Annotated in this window: 13 protein-coding genes and 1 pseudogene; 3 read left to right on the top strand and 11 right to left on the bottom strand. The window is 70.0% G+C overall.

What is annotated here, in order from left to right; genetic code table 11:
• Positions 1-92: 92 nt before the first annotated feature.
• The 3 genes and pseudogenes from arc to QM582_RS10135 all read right to left on the bottom strand — a co-directional run bounded on the left by arc (position 93) and on the right by QM582_RS10135 (position 4,089).
• On the bottom strand, positions 93-1,703 hold the full coding sequence (arc, locus tag QM582_RS10145) for a proteasome ATPase (protein ID WP_415084069.1): 1,611 nt from the start codon (positions 1,701-1,703) through the stop codon (positions 93-95).
• Positions 1,700-2,581, bottom strand: a pseudogene (locus QM582_RS10140) (tRNA (adenine-N1)-methyltransferase); the annotation flags it as partial. The pseudogene QM582_RS10140 and the gene arc, both read right to left, overlap by 4 nt.
• 14 nt (positions 2,582-2,595) lie before the next feature.
• Positions 2,596-4,089, bottom strand: coding sequence for an ABC transporter substrate-binding protein (locus QM582_RS10135; protein WP_415084068.1), 1,494 nt, complete (start codon positions 4,087-4,089; stop codon positions 2,596-2,598).
• A 275-nt stretch (positions 4,090-4,364) separates the two neighbouring features.
• Here QM582_RS10135 and metH point away from each other — a divergent pair, with 275 nt between their 5' ends.
• The gene (gene metH / locus QM582_RS10130) at positions 4,365-8,036 is read left to right on the top strand and encodes a methionine synthase (RefSeq protein ID WP_415084070.1); all 3,672 of its coding nucleotides are present in this window, start codon (positions 4,365-4,367) and stop codon (positions 8,034-8,036) included.
• Between the two features lie 254 nt (positions 8,037-8,290).
• Here metH and QM582_RS10125 read toward each other — a convergent pair whose 3' ends face one another.
• Positions 8,291-9,169, bottom strand: a complete 879-nt coding sequence (locus QM582_RS10125) for an NADP-dependent oxidoreductase (protein WP_415084066.1) — start codon at positions 9,167-9,169, stop codon at positions 8,291-8,293.
• A gap of 179 nt (positions 9,170-9,348) precedes the next feature.
• On the opposite strand from QM582_RS10125, the gene QM582_RS10120 reads away from it, so the two are divergent.
• Positions 9,349-10,203, top strand: coding sequence for a PAC2 family protein (locus tag QM582_RS10120; protein WP_415084064.1), 855 nt, complete (start codon positions 9,349-9,351; stop codon positions 10,201-10,203).
• A gap of 54 nt (positions 10,204-10,257) precedes the next feature.
• Positions 10,258-10,623 carry an iron chaperone gene (locus QM582_RS10115; RefSeq protein WP_415084062.1) on the top strand — a complete coding sequence of 122 codons (366 nt, stop codon included), beginning with the start codon at positions 10,258-10,260 and terminating at the stop codon, positions 10,621-10,623.
• Positions 10,624-10,724: 101 nt separating this feature from the next.
• Here QM582_RS10115 and QM582_RS10110 read toward each other — a convergent pair whose 3' ends face one another.
• The 7 genes from QM582_RS10110 to QM582_RS10080 form a co-directional block, all read right to left on the bottom strand.
• A complete protein-coding gene (locus QM582_RS10110; protein WP_415084060.1) occupies positions 10,725-11,807 on the bottom strand; it encodes an aminotransferase class IV in 1,083 nt (360 codons plus the stop codon).
• Complete coding sequence (rpe, locus tag QM582_RS10105; RefSeq protein WP_415084058.1) at positions 11,795-12,460, bottom strand: ribulose-phosphate 3-epimerase; 666 nt, start codon at positions 12,458-12,460, stop codon at positions 11,795-11,797. Before rpe ends, QM582_RS10110 begins: the two co-directional genes overlap by 13 nt.
• 10 nt (positions 12,461-12,470) lie before the next feature.
• On the bottom strand, positions 12,471-13,826 hold the full coding sequence (locus tag QM582_RS10100; RefSeq protein WP_415084056.1) for an RsmB/NOP family class I SAM-dependent RNA methyltransferase: 1,356 nt from the start codon (positions 13,824-13,826) through the stop codon (positions 12,471-12,473).
• A gap of 35 nt (positions 13,827-13,861) precedes the next feature.
• Complete coding sequence (gene fmt / locus QM582_RS10095; protein ID WP_415084054.1) at positions 13,862-14,782, bottom strand: methionyl-tRNA formyltransferase; 921 nt, start codon at positions 14,780-14,782, stop codon at positions 13,862-13,864.
• Positions 14,783-14,842: 60 nt separating this feature from the next.
• A complete protein-coding gene (locus tag QM582_RS10090; protein ID WP_415084052.1) occupies positions 14,843-15,583 on the bottom strand; it encodes a hypothetical protein in 741 nt (246 codons plus the stop codon).
• A gap of 104 nt (positions 15,584-15,687) precedes the next feature.
• Positions 15,688-16,287 (bottom strand): hypothetical protein, encoded by a 600-nt coding sequence (locus QM582_RS10085; RefSeq protein WP_415084050.1) that lies wholly within the window; start codon positions 16,285-16,287, stop codon positions 15,688-15,690.
• A 133-nt stretch (positions 16,288-16,420) separates the two neighbouring features.
• Positions 16,421-18,367, bottom strand: coding sequence for a primosome assembly protein PriA (locus QM582_RS10080; protein WP_415084048.1), 1,947 nt, complete (start codon positions 18,365-18,367; stop codon positions 16,421-16,423).
• Between the last annotated feature and the right edge of the window lie 41 nt (positions 18,368-18,408).

Raw genomic sequence — 18,408 nt, 5'->3', positions numbered from 1 at the left:
GATGGGGACGGTTATTTTCGTTCCACACCTAACGAGTGGAACGAAAAGAACCGTCCCCATCGTCCCACCGACCCACACCGCGGCGTTCGGCGCTACGGGTTCACCTGGCGGGCACCGCGCAGGGTGCGCATGAAGGTGATCCGCTCGCCCTTGCGGCCGGAGATGCGTGCCCAGTCGTCGGGGTTGGTGGTGTTCGGCAGGTCTTCGTTCTCGGTGACCTCATCGGCACAGGCACCGAGCAGGTGCTCTAGCCGGACGCCGTCCGGGCCGCCGGCCAGGACGTCCTTGATCGCGGCCTTCTTGGCGCGTCCGACGATGTTGGCGAGCATCGCGCCGGAGACGAAGTCCTTCACGTAGAGCACTTCCCGGTCGCCGGAGGCGTAGGTGACCTCCAGGAAGCGGTTGTCGTCGGTCTCGGCGTACAGCACCCCGACCGTCGCCTCGATCAGCTGTCGCCGGAACTCCCCCGCGTCCGCCCCCGCTCCGACCCGCAGCGGGACCTGGTCGGTGAGGTACTTGCCGAGAATCTCGGACGCCGCGACGGCGTCCGGACGATCGAGCTTGATCTTCACGTCCAGCCGTCCCGGGCGCAGGATGGCCGGGTCGATCAGGTCCTCGCGGTTGGTGGCGCCGATGATGATCACGTTCGACAGTCCCTCGACGCCGTCGATCTCGCTGAGCAGCTGCGGCACCACCGTCGACTCCATGTCGGAGCTGACGCCACTGCCGCGGGTGCGGAACAACGAGTCCATCTCGTCGAAGAACACGATCACCGGACGCCCGTCGGCGGCGTGCTCGCGGGCGGTGGCGAAGATCACCCGGATCTGCCGCTCGGTCTCCCCCACGTACTTGTTCAGCAGCTCGGGACCCTTGATGTTCAGGAAATGGCTGCCCACGCCCCCGCCGACCTGCTCGGCCAGCGAGTTGGCCACCGCTTTGGCGATCATCGTCTTGCCGCAGCCGGGCGGTCCGTACAGCAGCACCCCCTTGGGTGCCGGCAACTGATAGCGGGCGTACAGGTCGCGGTGCAGGAACGGCAGCTCCACGGCGTCCCGGATCTGCTCGATCTGGCCGCTCAGCCCGCCGATGTCGGCGTAGTCGACGTCCGGCACCTCGTCCAGCAGCAGGTCGTTGACCTCGGTGCGTTCCACCACCCACAGCGCCAGCCCGGCGCGCCGGTCGGCGGCCACGCTCTGTCCCGGCTGGGCCGCGGACGCCGCGGGCGCGGCGGTCAGCACATGCTCGTCGTCGCCTCCGCCGCCGACCAGCAGGCGTCCGTCGGCCAGCACGTCCTTGACCACGACCACGTCGAACTGGGCCGGCTCGGGGGCGAGACCGACCAGCATCATCGCCTCGTTGAGCAGCACCGGGACGCCGGCCGCCAACCCGTCGGACGCCAACTTCGGCGCCACCGCGACCCGCAGCACCCGGCCACCGACCGACACGTCCGCCAGAGCGTCGGCACTGAGACCGACGACGACGCCGTGTGCCTGCGGCGGGTTCGACAGCGCCTCCAGCTGGGCACGCAGCCCGACCAGCGTCTCGCGGGCCTCCCGCAGCGTGCTGTTCAGCTTCTCGTTGGTCTGCGCCAGCGAGCGGGCGTCGGCACGCGCGTTGGCCAGCCGGCGCTCCGCCAGCTCGGCGGCCCGTCCGCGGGCCTCGGCCAGCTCACGGAGCTGGTCGAGCGACTCCGCCCCGCTCACTCCGACGCCTCTTCCACCCCGACTCCGGGCGGACGCGGACCGCTGTAGTCGGGTCCGTACGCACCCGGTGCCGGACGCCGCCGGCGCAGCGGGGCGGTCACCCCGGGCGCCAACCGGCGGGTGAAGATCAGGAAGCCGGTGTGGCCGGTGGTGGCATGCCCCGGCCGGATCGCCAGCCCTTCGGCATGCCACTGCCGCACCGACAGCTCGCTCGCCGCCGGTTCGGTGAATCCGCCGTGGGCGCGCAGGGTGTCCATGGTGCGGCCCAGCTGGGTGGCGGTGGCGACGTAGCAGCACAGCATGCCGCCGGGCACCAGCACGTTCGCGACGGCGTCGATGCATTCCCAGGGCGCCAGCATGTCGAGGATCGCCCGGTCGATCTCCTCCTCGCCGATCGCCTCGACCAGGTCGCCGACCCGCACCTCCCAGGCCGGGTGCGGGGCGCCAAAGAAGGTCTCCACGTTGCGCTGCGCGATCGCGGCGAAGTCTGCCCGGCGCTCGTAGGAGTAGAGCCGTCCGGCCGATCCGATCGTCCGCAGCAGATGCATCGACAGCGACCCGGAACCCACCCCGGCCTCCAGCACCCGGGCGCCGGGGAAGATGTCGGTCTGCATCAGGATCTGGGCGGCGTCCTTGGGATAGATCACCGCCGCCCCGCGCGGCATGGTGACGGTGAACTCCTCCAGCAGCGGCCGGAACGCCACGTAGGCGACCCCGCCGGCCGACCTCACCACGTTGCCGTCCGGGCCGCCGATCAGCGCGTCGTGACTGATCCCGCCCTTGGTGGTGTGGAAGGTGCCGCCGATCGCCAGCAACACCGAATGCCGGCGTCCCTTCGGATCGGTCAAGGTGACCCGCTCCCCGGCCTGCAACGGCCCGGTGCGCACCCCGTTCAGTTCCGCCATCGTGCTCCCCACAACGCCAATTGCCATCCCGGTCCGAGCGCCTCGCCGACCAGGTCGACGTGCTGCCGCAGGAACAGCACGCCCTCGGCCTCGGCGATCGGCACCACGGTGGCATCCACCGCGGCCTGCTTCTGGATCTCACCCAACGCCGGCCCTTGCACCTCGTGCCGGCTGGACGAGCGCACCCGCTCCTCCAGTTCGGCCAGCTTGTCGGCACTGCCCGGCAGCGGGTTCTTCAGGTAGTCCTGCAGCCAGCCCAGCGGCGTGTTCACCAGCGGTGCGCTGTCCCGCAGTTCCAGGTCGGCCCGCTCGGTCTCGGTGACCAGCTGCACCGAAATGCCGAGCTTCTGCTCCAGCCGGCCGCGCACCCGCTGCGCCAGGTCTTCCATCGCCGGCGAGGTGTTGGTGAACCGCATGGTGAGCGAGATCCGCCGGCCCAGCGACGGCACCTTGGGGTTGCCGCCGAGGGCGAAGGCGTCGGTGTGGTCCTCCATCATGGTCGGCAGGATCGAACCGGCGGTGCGGTCCTCCTGCAGCGCCAGCGACACCGCCTGACGCAGGGTGGCGTTGGCCCGGTAGCTGCTGCGCGGCAGCCAGACCAGGCGCTGCAGCACCATCCGCGGCAGGCCCCAGCGGAAGAAGGCGGGCTGCTGGTGATCGTCCAGATCCTGCCGGATCCGGCCCTGCAACCGGTCGATCGCCGCCGGGCTGAGGGTGCGCCAGACGATCTCCGCCGCACCGTCCGCCAGCGCGTTCTCCGCCGTGGGCGAATCGGCCCAACTGATCCGGATCCGGGGCATGTCGGTGCCCAGCGCGCCCTTGTACTGGGTGAATTTGGTGATGGTCAGGCCTTTGTTGTCCCAACTCTCCAATTGGTAGGGGCCGCTGCCGATCGCCATCTGGTCGACCGGTTTGGCCCGGTCGGGGTCGTAGCTCTCCTCGTCGACGATGGACGCCGCCGGCGCGGCCAGCCCGTAGCCGAACTGGTTGTCGGGGTACTTCAGCCGGAACCGGACCGTCCACGGATCGGGGGTCTCGATGGTGCGCAACGCGCCCAGCATCGACATCTGTTGCGGCGCCAACCGCAGCGCCCGCAGAATGCTGAACTTCACGTCCGAACTGGTCAGCGAATGCCCGCTGGAAAAGGTCAGTTCCTTCGGCAGCGTGCATTCGAAGATCCGCTCGGCGGTGAACAGGCATTCCTTGGCCAGGTCGGGTTTGAGCAGCTGGGTGCTCGGCTGCACCAGCATCAGCCGCTGGAAAAGGTCGAGGGCGACCATCGCGTCGGAGTCGTTGCGGACGGCGGCGGGATCGGCGGTCGTCGCCTTCTGCACGGTCAGCACGGTGAACGGACGCGGCGGCCCGCTGCTGCTGGTCGACGGGCTCGGCAGCGGGTCGGGCGCACGGACGCAGCCGCCTGCGGCGAACGCCACGCACCCCGCGGTGACCAGGGACAACAGGGGGCGGACGAACGCAGGCACAGGCCAAGAGTAGAGGTTCCGCCGGTGGCGCCGACGGCGGCACCGATCCGGCTCGCCGAATCGCCCCGCCGCGGGGTTGCTGCCGGGCCAATCCGCGACCCCGGTACCGACGCGGCGATCCGGGCCCGGTCGCGTACAGTTGCGTAGCTGTATCGACGAAAGGGACCGTGCCTGAAGTGAGCAGCCGCTCCGACACCTTGACCGCCGCGCGCCCGGCTTCCGGCGAACTCCGTCCGGACGCCTCGGCGACCCTGCGAGCCGCCCTGGCCACCCGAATGCACTTCCTGGACGGCGCGATGGGCACGGTGATCCAGCGGTTCTCGTTGGACGAGGCGGACTACCGGGGCGAGCGGTTCGCCGACTGGCCCAGCGACGTCAAGGGCAACAACGACCTGCTCTCGCTGACCCAGCCCGAGATCATCGCGTCCATCCACCGCGGCTACCTGGACGCCGGCGCCGACTTCATCGAGACCAACACCTTCAACGCGCAGCGCATCTCGATGGCCGACTACGGCATGGAGGCACTGGCCTACGAGCTGAACCTGGCTTCCGCGCGGCTGGCCCGGGCCGCCTGCGACGAGGCCAACGCCGCCGATCCGAGCCGTCCGCGCTACGTGGTGGGGGCGCTCGGCCCGACCAACCGGACGGCGTCCATCTCCCCCGACGTCAACGATCCGGGCGCCCGCAACGTCAGCTACACCGAACTGGTCGAGGCCTACCTGGAGCAGGCCGACGGCCTGGTCGACGGCGGCGCCGACCTCCTGCTGATCGAGACCGTCTTCGACACCCTCAACGCCAAGGCAGCCATCTTCGCGCTGGAGACGCTGTTCGAACAGCGCGGACGCCGCTGGCCGGTGATCGTCTCCGGCACCATCACCGACGCGTCCGGCCGCACCCTGTCCGGGCAGGTGACCGAGGCGTTCTTCAACAGCATCCGGCACGCCCGTCCGCTGGCGGTCGGATTGAACTGCGCCCTCGGCGCGGCCGAGATGCGTCCCTACGTGGCCGAGCTCGCCCGCATCGCCGACTGCTTCGTCTCCTGCTACCCCAACGCGGGGCTGCCGAACGCCTTCGGCGAGTACGACCAGACCCCCGCCGAGATGGCGGCGATCGTGGCCGGTTTCGCCGCCGACGGCCTGGTGAACATTCTCGGCGGCTGCTGCGGCACCACCCCCGAGCACGTCGAGGCCATCGTCCGCGCCACCCGGGACGCCGCCCCGCGCACGCCCGCCAAGCCACGGCCGGCGATGCGGCTGGCCGGCCTGGAGCCGCTCGCGATCACCCCCGATTCGCTGTTCGTGAACGTCGGCGAGCGCACCAACATCACCGGCTCGGCCCGGTTCCGCCGGCTGATCCGCGAGGGCGACTACGGCACCGCGCTGGAGGTGGCCCGGCAGCAGGTCGAGAGCGGCGCCCAGGTGATCGACGTCAACATGGACGAGGGGATGATCGACGGCGTCGCCGCGATGGACCGGTTCTGCAAGCTGATCAGCTCCGAGCCGGACATCTGCCGGGTGCCGGTGATGGTCGACTCGTCGAAGTGGGAGGTGATCGAGGCCGGGCTGCGCTGCCTGCAGGGCAAGCCGATCGTCAACTCGATCTCGATGAAAGAAGGCGTCGAGCCGTTCATCGCCCACGCCAAGCTGTGCCGCAAGTACGGCGCCGCGATCGTGGTGATGGCCTTCGACAGCGACGGCCAGGCCGACACCCTGCAGCGCCGCCAGGACGTCTGCGCCGAGGCCTACCGGATTCTGGTCGACGAGGTCGGCTTCCCGGCCCACGACATCATCTTCGACCCGAACGTCTTCGCGATCGGCACCGGCATCGACGAGCACGCCAACTACGGCGTCGACTTCATCGAGGCGACCCGGTGGATCAAACAGAACCTGCCCGGCGCGCTGATCTCGGGCGGCGTGTCGAACGTGTCGTTCTCGTTCCGCGGCAACAACCCGGTGCGCGAGGCGATCCACGCGGTGTTCCTCTACTACGCGATCGCGGCCGGCATGGACATGGGCATCGTCAACGCCGGTGCCCTGGTGGTCTACGACCAGATCGACCCGCGGCTGCGGGAACGCATCGAGGACGTGGTGCTGAACCGGCGTCCGGACGCCACCGAGCGGCTGCTGGAGATCGCCGCCGAGTTCAACGTCGCCGCCGGCGAGGTCGAGGAGGCGGTGCAGGAGTGGCGCACCCTGCCGGCCCGGGAGCGGATCACCCACGCTCTGGTGAAGGGCATCGACGAGCACATCGTCGCCGACACCGAGGAGATGCGGGTCGAGCTGGCCGGCTCGGGCGGGCGCCCGCTGGACGTCATCGAGGGTCCGCTGATGGACGGCATGGGCGTGGTCGGCGACCTGTTCGGGGCGGGACGGATGTTCCTGCCGCAGGTGGTGAAGTCGGCGCGGGTGATGAAGAAGGCCGTGGCCCATCTGATCCCGTTCATCGAGGCCGAGAAGAAGCCCGGTGACGCCGCGTACACCAAGGGCCGGATCGTGATGGCCACGGTCAAGGGCGACGTGCACGACATCGGCAAGAACATCGTCGGCGTGGTGCTGCAGTGCAACAACTACGAGGTGATCGACCTCGGCGTGATGGTGCCGGCGCAGAAGATCCTGGCCGCCGCCGAAGAGAAGGGCGCCGACATGATCGGGCTGTCCGGGCTGATCACCCCGTCGCTGGACGAGATGTCGAACTTCGCCGCCGAACTGCAGCGGCTCGGGTTGAAGCTGCCGCTGCTGATCGGTGGCGCCACCACCTCGCGCGCGCACACCGCGGTGAAGATCGCACCGCGCTACGAGGGCCCGGTGGTGTGGGTGAAGGACGCCTCCCGCTCGGTGCCGACCGCGGCCGCGCTGCTGTCGGACGAGAAGCGTCCCGACTTCATGGCCGAGGTGTTCCGCGACTACGAGTCGATCCGGGAACGGCACGCCGCCAAGCGCAACGACCGGCCGCTGATCCCCTATGCCGAGGCCTTGACCGAGCGGACGCCGATCGACTGGAGCGGGTACGTGCCGCCGCGTCCGGCGATGCTCGACGAGGGACCGATCCGGGAGTTCATCGACTACCCGCTGGCCGAGCTGCGCGACTACATCGACTGGCAGCCGTTCTTCAACGCCTGGGAGCTGAAGGGCCGCTACCCCGACATCTTGAACAACCCGGCCTCGGGCGAGGCGGCCCGCAAGCTGTGGAGCGACGCCCAGACCATGCTGGACACGGTGATCGCCGAGGGCTGGCTGCGGGCGAACGGCGTGATCGGGTTCTTCCCGGCGTCCGCGGTGGACGACGACCTGGAGCTGTACACCGACGAAACCCGTAGTGAAGTCCGGTTGCGGCTGCATCAGCTGCGGCAGCAGGGCCATCACCGCGAGGGCGTCCCGAACCGTTCGCTGGCCGACTACGTGGCACCCAAGTCGACCGGGCTGGCCGACTGGGTGGGCGGATTCGCGGTCACCGGCGGGCTCGGCGCGCCCGAGCGGGTCACAGCGTTCCGCGAAGCACTGGACGACTACAGCGGCATCCTGCTGGAGTCACTGGCCGACCGGCTGGCCGAGGCGTTCGCTGAGCGGCTGCACGAGCGGGTCCGGCGCGAGTTCTGGGGCTATGTTCCGGACGAGGCGTTGAACAATGACGCGTTGATCGCCGAGCGATACCGCGGCATCCGTCCGGCACCCGGCTACCCCGCCTGCCCCGACCACACCGAGAAGCAGACCCTGTGGAACCTGCTGGACGTCGAGCGCCGCACCGGCATCCAGCTCACCGAGTCGATGGCGATGTGGCCCGGCGCCGCCGTCTCCGGCTGGTACTTCTCCCACCCCGACAGCCGCTACTTCGTGGTCGGACGCCTGGCCCGCGACCAGGTGGAGAGCTACGCCGAACGCAAGGGCTGGACGCTCGCGCAGGCCGAGAAGTGGCTGGCGCCGAACCTGGGCTACGACCCGGAGGAGTGAGTCGACCCGGCCCTCATCGTCGCGGTGACAGTGAGGGGGCGGATCAACCCAGCCACCGCTGGTTGAGCTTGTCGAAACCCCTTGCCAGGGCGCATGCCGAGGTCTCGACAAGCTCGACCAACGAAATCAACGCGTCACGTGGGGATGCGCTGATCCACTCACGTCAGCCCGGGCTCCGACCCGGGATCTCAAGCGAGAGAGATCCCGGATCACGTCCGGGATGACGATCGAGGGGCCTTTGAATCAGCGCTTCCTCAGGGCAGCAGGATCACCTTGCCGTGGGCGTGCCCGGCCCGTAGGTAGTCGTGGGCGGCGCCCGCCTCGGCCAGCGGATAGGTGCAGTCGATGGTGACGACGAGCTTGCCGCGGCCGGCCAGCGCTGCCAGTTCGGCACGGGCCGCGTTGCGCAGTTCGGTGCCGGGGTCGGCACCGGGACCTCCGCCGATCAGGGTGATGCCGTCACCGGCCCGAGCGAAGCCGGCGATGCTGACCACCCGGTCGGCGGTGACCAGAGCGAGCGAGGTGTCGATGGTCTCGTCGGTGCCGACCAGGTCGAGGGCGGCCGCGTAGCCACCGGGTGCCGCATCCCGAGCCCGCTCCAACAGGCCTTCGCCGTAGCTGATCGGCGTCGCCCCGAATTCGCGGAGCAGATCGTGGTTGGCTGGACCGGCTGTCGCCACCACGCCAATCCCCCACAATCGCGCCGACTGCAGCACCATCTGCCCGACCCCGCCGGCGCCGCCGTGCACCAGCACCGTTTCGCCGGCCTGTGCGCCGGACGCCACCAGCGCATGCCAGGCGGTGGCACCGGTCAGCATCAGCCCGGCGGCCTCGACCCATCCCAGCTCCGCCGGCTTCGGGGTGAGCACCGACTCGGCTACCACCAAGTCGGTGGTGTAGGCGCCGGGCGCCCGATAGGCGATCACCTCGTCACCGACCGCCACCGTGGTCACGCCGTCGCCGACGGCGTCCACCACGCCGGACGCCTCCGAACCCAGCCGCAGCGGCAGCCGGCTCGGATCGGCCGCAGGCCCACCGCTGTAGATCTTGTGATCCACCGGGTTCACACCGATGGCCCGAACCTTCACCCGCACCTGGCCAGGACCCGGCACCGGGGTCGGGCCGGTCGTCACCTGCAGAGCCTCGGAGCCGCCGTAGTTCGCAGCAACCACTGTCGTCGTCATGTTGGTCGACAACTCCGCCGGGATCGCCGGCATTCCAGGGCTCGGCGTGTCGGCCTGCCGAACCGGGCTGTGACCACGCCGTTGAGTTCTCCGCCAGGTCGCCCGAGGTGCTGAGTAGCATGGCCGCTATGGCTCAGGTGAAGTCGCTGAAGAACCTGCGACGGCCGGCTGTGGTGGCCGCCTTCGGGGGCTGGAACGACGCCGGGGACGCCGCCAGCGGGGTGATCGACCATCTGGCCGAACTCACCTCGGCACAGCTGGCCTTCGCCCTCGATCCGGACGACTACTACGACTTCCAGGTCAACCGGCCGACCATCGCCACCACGTCCGGCGGCGAGCGGACGCTGCGCTGGCCCACCACCGAGGTGCTGGTGGCGTCGCTGCCGGAACGCGACCTGGTGCTGATCGGCGGGCCCGAACCGAACTTCCACTGGCGCGGCTACTGCGCCGCGCTGATCTCGGCGATCCGGACGGTGAACCCCGAGATCGTGGTGTTGCTCGGCGCCATGCTGACCGACGCCCCACACTCCCGTCCGGTGCCGGTGAACGCCAGCGCGTCCACCCCGGAGGCTGCGGCGGCGCTCGGGCTGGAGCTGTCCGATTACGAGGGCCCGAGCGGCATCCTCAGCGTGCTGGCCGCCGACTGCGCCGTGATTGGGCTGCCCGCCGCGTCGCTGTGGGCGTCCGTGCCGCACTATGTCGCCGAGCCGCCGAACCCGAAGGCAACCCTGGCGTTGCTGGATCGCCTGGAAGATCTGCTGGACACCCCGCTGGACACCGGTGACCTGCCCGACCAGGCGGCGCAGTGGGAGAGCCAGGTGAACGATCTGGCGTCCGAGGACAGCGACATCTCGGCCTACATCAGTGCCCTGGAGGAGCGCCGCGACGAGGCCCAGCCGGAACCTCAGGGTGAGGCGATCGCGGCCGAGATCCAGCGCTACCTGCGTCGTCGGCGCAATCCCCCGGCGTCCGGGATGCGCTGAGCTGGCCTTGTCGGCAGCCTGGCGTCGGTGAAGCCGAAGCGGCAGGATGCCGGCATGGGCACTGTCGATGACTACCTGGACCAACTCGCCCCCGCCAATCGTGCGGTGGTTGAGCATGTGTATGACGTGGTGCGCGCGGCGCTTCCGGATCTCGAACAGGGCACCAGCTACGGCATGCCAGCGCTGCTGCACCGCGGCAAGGCGCTGATCTCGGTGATGCGCACCAAGAAGCACATCGGCGTATACCCCTACAGCGGACGCGTTCCCGCGGTGGTTGCGGAATCGGTCCCGGATCTCGACTACGACAAGGGCACGATCCGGTTCCAGCCGGACGCCCCGCTGGCCGACGACACCATTCGGGCCATTGTCGCGGCCCGGGTCGCCGAGATCGAGACCCCCTCGCTGCGCGGCACACGCTGAGCCTCCCGGTGCCCGAGGTTTGCGCGGCCGCGCTGAACTGGCCCGCCGTCCCGACGTCGCACCCTTTCCGGTGGTTGCACACGTTCAGACCCCTGCAACGGTCAGAACCGACCGAGGTCCGGCCACTCGTCGTTCGCCAACTGACTGGCCGCTGCGAGCGATACACCCAGGTCGACCGCGAGCTGGTCCACGGTTCCACCGGCATCGATGTGTGCGCGACAGCGGGCCGCCACCAGGCCGCGAACCCTGCGGGCGGCGTCCGGTGAATCGGTGTGCAACGACACGGCGTAGCGCAGCTCGTCACGAGCAGCCGCGAGACCTCCGAAGCCGCCCCAGTCGGTGATCCGGCGGTTCCAGTCGGCGTCGACGGCGAGTTCCTGACCGTCGAGCCGGACGACCGGGCAGACCCCGCGGATCGAGGACGCCAGCCACACCCCGTCCGCGGTGAACAGGTCCTCGGTGCGGATCAGTTCGTGACTTGCGGGCACCCCGTCGGCGGCGGCGCCGGCAAGGATCTGCCGGGCGGTGACCGAATCGAGAATGCCGGTGACACCCGGCGGCGTGGTGGTCAGGACGCCGTGGCGCAGCACGATCACCGCGGAGGTCGGCCCCTCCAGCGCGTAGCCGTCACTGCTGACGAACAACGCATCGTCGTCGTCGAACCGGGCAGCGGCCCGTTTCGACGCGGCGTTCACCGCGTAGGACAGCAGCTTCGCCCCACCCAGCAGCCAGGGCGCGTCCGCGAACGCGCCGCTGGCGTAGCCGCGGTTCATGGTGCGCACCGCGATGCCCGCCCGGGCTTTCGCCATCGCCGCCAGGTCGAGCTCGGTGATGGTGAGGAAACCGGTCGGGACGCCGGGCGTCGACTCCGGACCGCGAGTCAGCACCAGCTTCAACACCGCCTCGGGTGCCGGTGCCCAGGCCGCCACGGCGTCGCCGATCAGGGTCCGCCAGGCGTCGGTGTCAAAGGGCAGATCGAGGGTCGCCGCCGAGGCGGCGAAGCGGTCCAGGTGGGCGTCCCGGTTCTCGACCACGGCGTCCGGGCCGCCGCCGAGTACCCGCATCGCGTCGAAGCAGCCATCGCCCCTGACCAGGCCGACATCGTCGGCGGTCGCGATCGGGTCGGCCGTGGGCACCACGCCCCGGCCGAGGACGGCGACCAGCTGCCTGGTCAATGTGCGCACGCCCCGATCGCCTGCTCGCGCAGCGCGATCACCATGGCATCGGGATCCGCCGCGCTGTACACCGCGGAGCCGGCCACGAACGTGTCGGCCCCCGCCTCGGCGCAGCGTTCGATGGTCTCCACCGAGACGCCGCCGTCCACCTGCAACCAGATCTCGCCACCCGTGGCCTCGATCAGCGCACGCGTCCGGCGAATCTTCGGCAGCACCAGGTCGAGGAACTTCTGGCCGCCGAAACCGGGCTCGACAGTCATCAGCAGCACCATGTCCAGCTCGCCCAGCATGTCCGCGTACGGCTCGATCGGGGTGGCCGGCTTCAACGCCATCGCCGCCCGGGCGCCCAGCGAGCGCAACTCGCGCGCCAGCTTGATCGGGGCATGGGACGACTCCACGTGGAAGGTGACCGACTCGCAGCCGGCGTCCGCGAACGCCGGAGCCCACCGATCGACCTCGGCGATCATCAGGTGGATGTCGAGAAAGGCCGTCGTGTTGGCCCGGATGCACTCCACAACCGGAAGACCGAAGGTCATGTTGGGCACGAAGTGGTTGTCCATCACGTCGACGTGCACCCCGTCGGCACTGGGGATCCGGGCAATCTCACCGCTGAGGTCGGCCAGGTCGGCGTTCAGGATGCTGGGCGTGATCCGCATCGTCATGGCTCTGACCCTATTGGGTTGCGGCGGGCTTGCGTAGCAGCGCAAGGAACATGGCGTCGGTGCCGTGCCGATGTGGCCACAGCTGCAGGTAGAGGCCGCGTGCGGCGTCCGGGATCTCGGGCAGGACGGCGGACGCGTCGATGATCTCGATCCCCTCGGCAGCCTCGACGACCTCGCTGGTCTCGCGGCGATGCGGCGAGCAGGTGGCGTAGGCGATCACCCCACCCGGCGCGGTGGCCGCGATCGCGGAGGCGAGCAGTTCGTGCTGCAACGGCACCAGGGCGTCCAGGTCGGCGGGCTTGCGCCGCCAACGGGCTTCCGGACGCCGGCGCAGCGCACCCAGGCCGGTGCAGGGAGCGTCCAGCAGCACCCGGGAGAAGCTGTTCGCCGGCCAGGCCGGACGGGTGCCGTCGGCGGCGATCACCATCGGTTTGGAGTCGGGGTAGGAGACCAGCGCTTTGGCCACCAGGGCGGCGCGGTGCGGCTGCAGTTCGCTGGCCAGCAGCCGTTCCCCCTGGTCACGGGCCAGTCCGGCGAGCAGCGCCGCTTTGCCACCCGGTCCGGCGCACAGGTCGAGCCAGGGTCCCTGCGGCGCCGCCACCCGGGCCAGCGCCCAGGCCACCAGCTGCGAACCCTCGTCCTGCACCCCGGCCCGGCCCTGCGCCACCGCGGGCACGTCGCCGGGGTTGCCGGACGCCTCGACACCGAACGGTGACCAGCGCAGCGGCCGTCCGCCCAGTTCGGCGACCTCGGCCAGTCGCGGGCGGACCACCAGATGCGGCACCGGCGGCTCGTTGTTCGCCGCCAGCATCGCGGGCAGTTCGGCCGCCGGCAGCAGGTCCGCGTATGCCTCGATGATCCACTGCGGATGCCGGGCCAGCAGCGCCTCGGCGTCGGTTCGTTCCTTACGTAGCCGAGTGGCCCAACCGTCGGCGTCCAGGGCCGCGACCTTGCGCAGGATCGCATTGACCACCCCGGTGACACGCGGCGAGAGCACCTGGCGGGCCAGCTCGACGGTCGCCGCGACGGCGGCGTGGCTGGGCACCCGCAACTCCAACAGCTGGTGCGCGCCGAGGCGGAGCAGGTCGACCACGGCCGGTTGCAGGCTGCGCAGCGGGCGTCCGCCGGCGGAAGCGATGATCGCGTCGTACAGGCCGAGTCCGCGGCAGGTTCCGGAGACCAGCTGGGTAGCGAAGGCGGCGTCCCGGGCCGAGAGTTCGGTGGTGTGCTCGGCGAGCGCCAGGTTCGCGTAGGCGTCGTCGGCGGTGATCGCCCGCAGCGTGCGGTAGGCGGCGACCCGGGCCGGGTCAGAGGTGGTTCTGCGGCCCCTGCTGCCCGACCTGCGAGAACGATCGGGATTAGGCACCTCAGTCCGTGCTCGATCCCGATGCTTGTTGCCGCTCACTCGAACGACCCCGGGTCACTACCCAGACCACGTCCCCAGTCCGCGGCAGCCATCGGTCGTTTCCCGGCGGGCTGGACCTGGAGCAGCTCCAGGACTCCCCGTCCGGTGCCGACGTTCACCGTGCGGCGTCCGGCATCGATGGCGCCGGGTGCGAGCACGGTGCCGGCCTGCGCGTGGCCCAGCCACACCTTGAACCGCTCGCCGCGGTGAGTGGTCCAGGCGACCGGGTTCGGGTTGCAGGCCCGGATCTGCCGGTCGATCTCGATCGCCGGTCGGGCCCAGTCGATCCGGGCGTCGGCGACGGTCAGCTTGGGCGCCAGGCTGATGCCGTCGTCCGGCTGCGGCGTGGCGGTCGCGGCGCCGTCCTCCAGGGCGTCGAGCACCTGGACGAGCAGCGCCGCACCGCGTTCGGCGAGCCGGGTGAGCACCTCACCGGAGGTGTCGGTGTCGGCGATCGGGGACAGTTCCTTCAGGTACACCGGGCCGGCGTCCAGCGCGGGCACCAGGTCGAAGATGGTGATGCCGGTCTCGCGGTCACCGGCCAGGATGCCGCGCTGCACCGGAGCCGCTCCCCGCCAGGCCGGCAGCAGGGAGAAGTGCATATTCACCCAGCCGTGCTTCGGGATCGAAAGGACGTCGGCGGGGATCAGCGCACCGTAGGCGACCACCGGGCAGCAATCGGGCGCCAGTTCGCGCAGCCGGGCGATGAACTCCGGGTCGCGCGGGCTGGCCGGCTTCAGAGCCTCGATGCCACGCTCGGCCGCCCAGGCGGCGACCGGGCTGGGCACCAGTCGTTTGCTGCGGCCCTGCGCGGCGTCCGGACGGGTGACCACGCCGACCAGCTGATGTCGCGAGGCGGCGATGGCGTCCAGGGCGGGCAGGGCAACCTGGGGAGTTCCGGCGAATACAAGACGCACCGCGTCAGCCTAGCGGTCCGCCGCGGGACGCCCCGTGAGACCGCAGCCCGGAGCGACCGGCTAGCGGTTGAGCGCGACCAGCTCGCCGATCGGAATGCTCGCGGACGCCTCGTTGTAGGCGGGCAGCACACCGGAGAAGCCGGCGACCGACCAGGTCACCTCCCAGTCCGCGACCGCCCGAACCTGGTACTTCCCCTTCGGCAGGGACGGTTGGGTATAGACGTGACCGCAGTTCGGCGATGGTGCTCCCGGTGTGACGGACGTCGAGTACTTCGCCATGGACGTGCAGGTCACCGTCCTGCCGTCACCCATGTGGAAGGTGGTGGAGCGCCACTGCGCCGCCAGCCGGAAGGTGAAACCACTGGAACTCGCGGTGGTGGAGACCGATGTCGGACCGTCGGTCCACAGCCAGATCGGGAACCCGACGGCAAGCATCTTCCACTCGTTGACATTCGGGTCCGGGCCGAAGATCGGGGTCGGTGCCGGGAGACGTAGTTGGGTGACCAGGTTGACCGCCATAGCTCGGGCTACCGGGCCAGTCATCTGCATCATCTCATTCATCTGATGATCGCTGGAAAAACAGTTGACGTCGTTGGTGCGAGCGAAGCAGTCGCGCATAGCCTTCCGGATCTCCTCCGCGGAGATTTTCTTATCGACATCGGGAGAACCACTCCAATGTTGAGCAGGGTCCTCGTTTCGAGATTCGCGCTTGAAAACGCTCATGGTACCCTTAACGACACCCTTCTGTGGCGTCACTTTGATCTTCGGCTTCTTCTTCTTTACAGGTTTCGCTGCCGGCACAACCGAACTCGAAACGGAATGGGCTACTTGAGCGCCAGAAGTCGGACCGACACACGACAGTCCGATGGAGACCAAAGCAATGATCAAAGTGCGCGCCAGTCTGTCTAACATCCTTCCACGACCTCCGAGGAAGCTTCCCAGAGCATCAGTTCGCCTTTGATAGGCTTCGCCACAACATACTCAATGAACGCGATACCGTCACGAATGTGCTTACCGTTGTTTTCAAACTTGAGCGATCGAGCGTCCATGCAGGCAGTGATGGCAACACTCCCTAGTGGGGCCGAAGCTCCCAGATTGGGTCCGATCGTAACGATCTCAATCGCGCCCGATACGGCCTTCGCGCCTGCCGCCCTCAGATCTTGGAAGACTCCCAGTGCACTCTTCTGGAAGTCTCCCGCAGTCGTCGCCTTCATCTCGGGCGTCACCTTGTTCGTCCCACCTGCCCGATAGAGCCGGGTGCTCTCCTTCGTCCACCTGCGGTAGAGCGCAATGGCTTCCTCGGTGAGCCGGTTCTGCTCCTGCGTCTTCTCGTATTCGGCCTGCGAGCACGGGGTCGGCGTCCCGCCCATCGGTGAACAGGTCGGGCTCGGCGTGGCCGACGGCACCGATGGAGGACCGCTCACCACCACCGATGGACTGCTCGACGGCGCTACCGGCTGGGTGCACCCCGCGAGCACCACCAACAGGACGATCAGGTACCTCATCCGGTCTCCTCCCAAAGATCGGTGCGCCGAGTCTCGCACGAACGAAAGACCCGTGGAGGGTTATCCACAGGCTGAGGCGAATTTGGTCGGCAGATTCGTCGAACGCGTCGGCACGTCCACAAGGTCGAGTCGCTCACAACACGGCCGGGTCGACCCGCACCCGCAGCAGCCCTTCCTCCTTGTGCGCCGTCCGCCGCACCTGCACCGCCTTCGCCGCAGCCACCAGCCCGCGGCCCGTCGCCAGCGGAACCCGCAGCATCGTCCGCACCTCGTCGTCGGCGATCGGCACCGGGCCGAGCGGCGCCGCCCCGGTCTCGGCCTGGATCGCGCGCACCGCGTCCTCCACCACCTGGCTGCCGCCCTCGACGCTGACCAGCCGGGTGACCGGCGGGAAACCGGCCTGCGCCCGATCGGCCAGCTCACGCTCCGCGAAACCGGCCGGGTCGAGCCGCACCAACGCCTGGATCGCCCGCGCGGACCCAGGCCCAGCGACCACCACGCTGCCGTCGTCGGACGCCCCGCGCACCAGTGCCACCGCCGCCAGCCAGCGCCGCAGCGCCTCCTCCCCGGCGCGCAGGTCGGCCCGCGCCAGCAACAACTCGGCGTCCAGCAATACCGCCGCCGCGTACCCGCCGGCCGCGACCGGTTCCACACCTGGCGTCGCCAGCACCAGTGCCGGCTCGGCCCCGACTACGGCAACCGGATGATCGCCGCTGGACTGCACCACCGGGGTCTGTGGGAACGCCCGTCCGAGTTCCTCGGCGGTCCGCACCACGCCCACCCGCGGCGCCCGCAACTCGGTGCTGCCGCACTCCGCGCACCGCCAATCGGGTCGGACGCCGCACACCCGGCACACCGGCGCCGGGCCGCGCTCGGAGCGCTCCCCCGCCAACGGGTGACCGCACGCGACGCAGCGGGCCACGGTGCGGCAGCGTCCGCAGGACAGCCCCGCCAGGTAGCCGGCCCGCGGCACCTGCACCAACACCGGTCCGGACGCCAACCCGGCCCGGATGGTGCTGAAAACCTCGTGCGGCAAGCGGGAATGCGCCGCCGGGTCACGTCCGGCCAGCGCCGTACCGTCGTCGGTGGCCCGGACGAGAGCACAGGCCTCCCGGCGGGTCGCCGCCGGCAGTTCCAGCGACGTCAGCCAACCCCGGCCGGCCATCGCCTGAGTCTCGGTGCTGCGGGCGTAGCTCAGGTACAGCAGTCCGCACTTCTGCCGCGCCGAGCGGAGCGCCGCCACCACCCGGGCGTGCGGATACGGCGCCCGCGGCTCCGCCCACGAGTCGTCCCCGTCGTCGAACATGGCGATCAGGCCCAGATCGGCCACCGGCGCGAACGCGGCCGCACGCGTGCCGAGCACCAGCTTCACCTGCCCGCGCGCAGTCGCCAGGAAGGCCCGGTATCGCGCCGCCGGTCCCTTCTCCGCGGTCAGGGTGACGAAGCTGCCCCGTCCGAACACTGCGACGCACCGGGCTTCCAGCCGGGCCAGATCGGCGGCGTCCGGCACCAACAGCAGGGCACCCCGTCCACCGGCCAACGTGGCCGCTGCCGCCTCGACCAGCGCGGACGTCCAGTCGCCGACCGGACGCGCCACGGGCGCCAGGCAGAGTGCCGCCCGCGCCGCCACGCCGCGGCTCAACGCGTCCAGCAGGGACGCACCGTGCGGGTAATCGGGCAGGGTGACCGACTCGCCATCGGGCAGGTGCGGCGCCGGATAGTCGGGCGGCTCGGCGGACTCGGTGATGCCGTGCCGGGGCGGGACCGCCAGTCGCACCACGTCGGCGAACGTCCCCGCGTAGTGATCGGCGACATCGCGGACGACGCCCGCGATCTCCGGAAGGAGCACCGGTTCGGCCGAGATCACCTTCTGCAGCGGCGCCAGCTCGCGGTCGGCGTCCGAGGCGTCCGTGACATCGAGCACGTAGCCGTCCCGTTGCCGTCCGGCGAAGCGGACCTTCACCCGGCAGCCCGGCACCACCTCGGACGCCATCGCCTCCGGGATCGTGTAGTCGAAGGGTCGGTCGAGGTGCGGCAACGGCATGTCCACCGCCACCCGCGCGACCCTCGGCTCAACCACGTCCCCGATGCTAGAGGGCCGCACTGACAAGGCGGTCCTCC

The organism is Micropruina sp. (genome assembly GCF_047607385.1).
Lineage (GTDB): Bacteria > Actinomycetota > Actinomycetes > Propionibacteriales > Propionibacteriaceae > Micropruina.
Note: the sequence above shows the minus strand (reverse complement) of the source record. Positions and strands in the feature narration are given on the sequence as shown.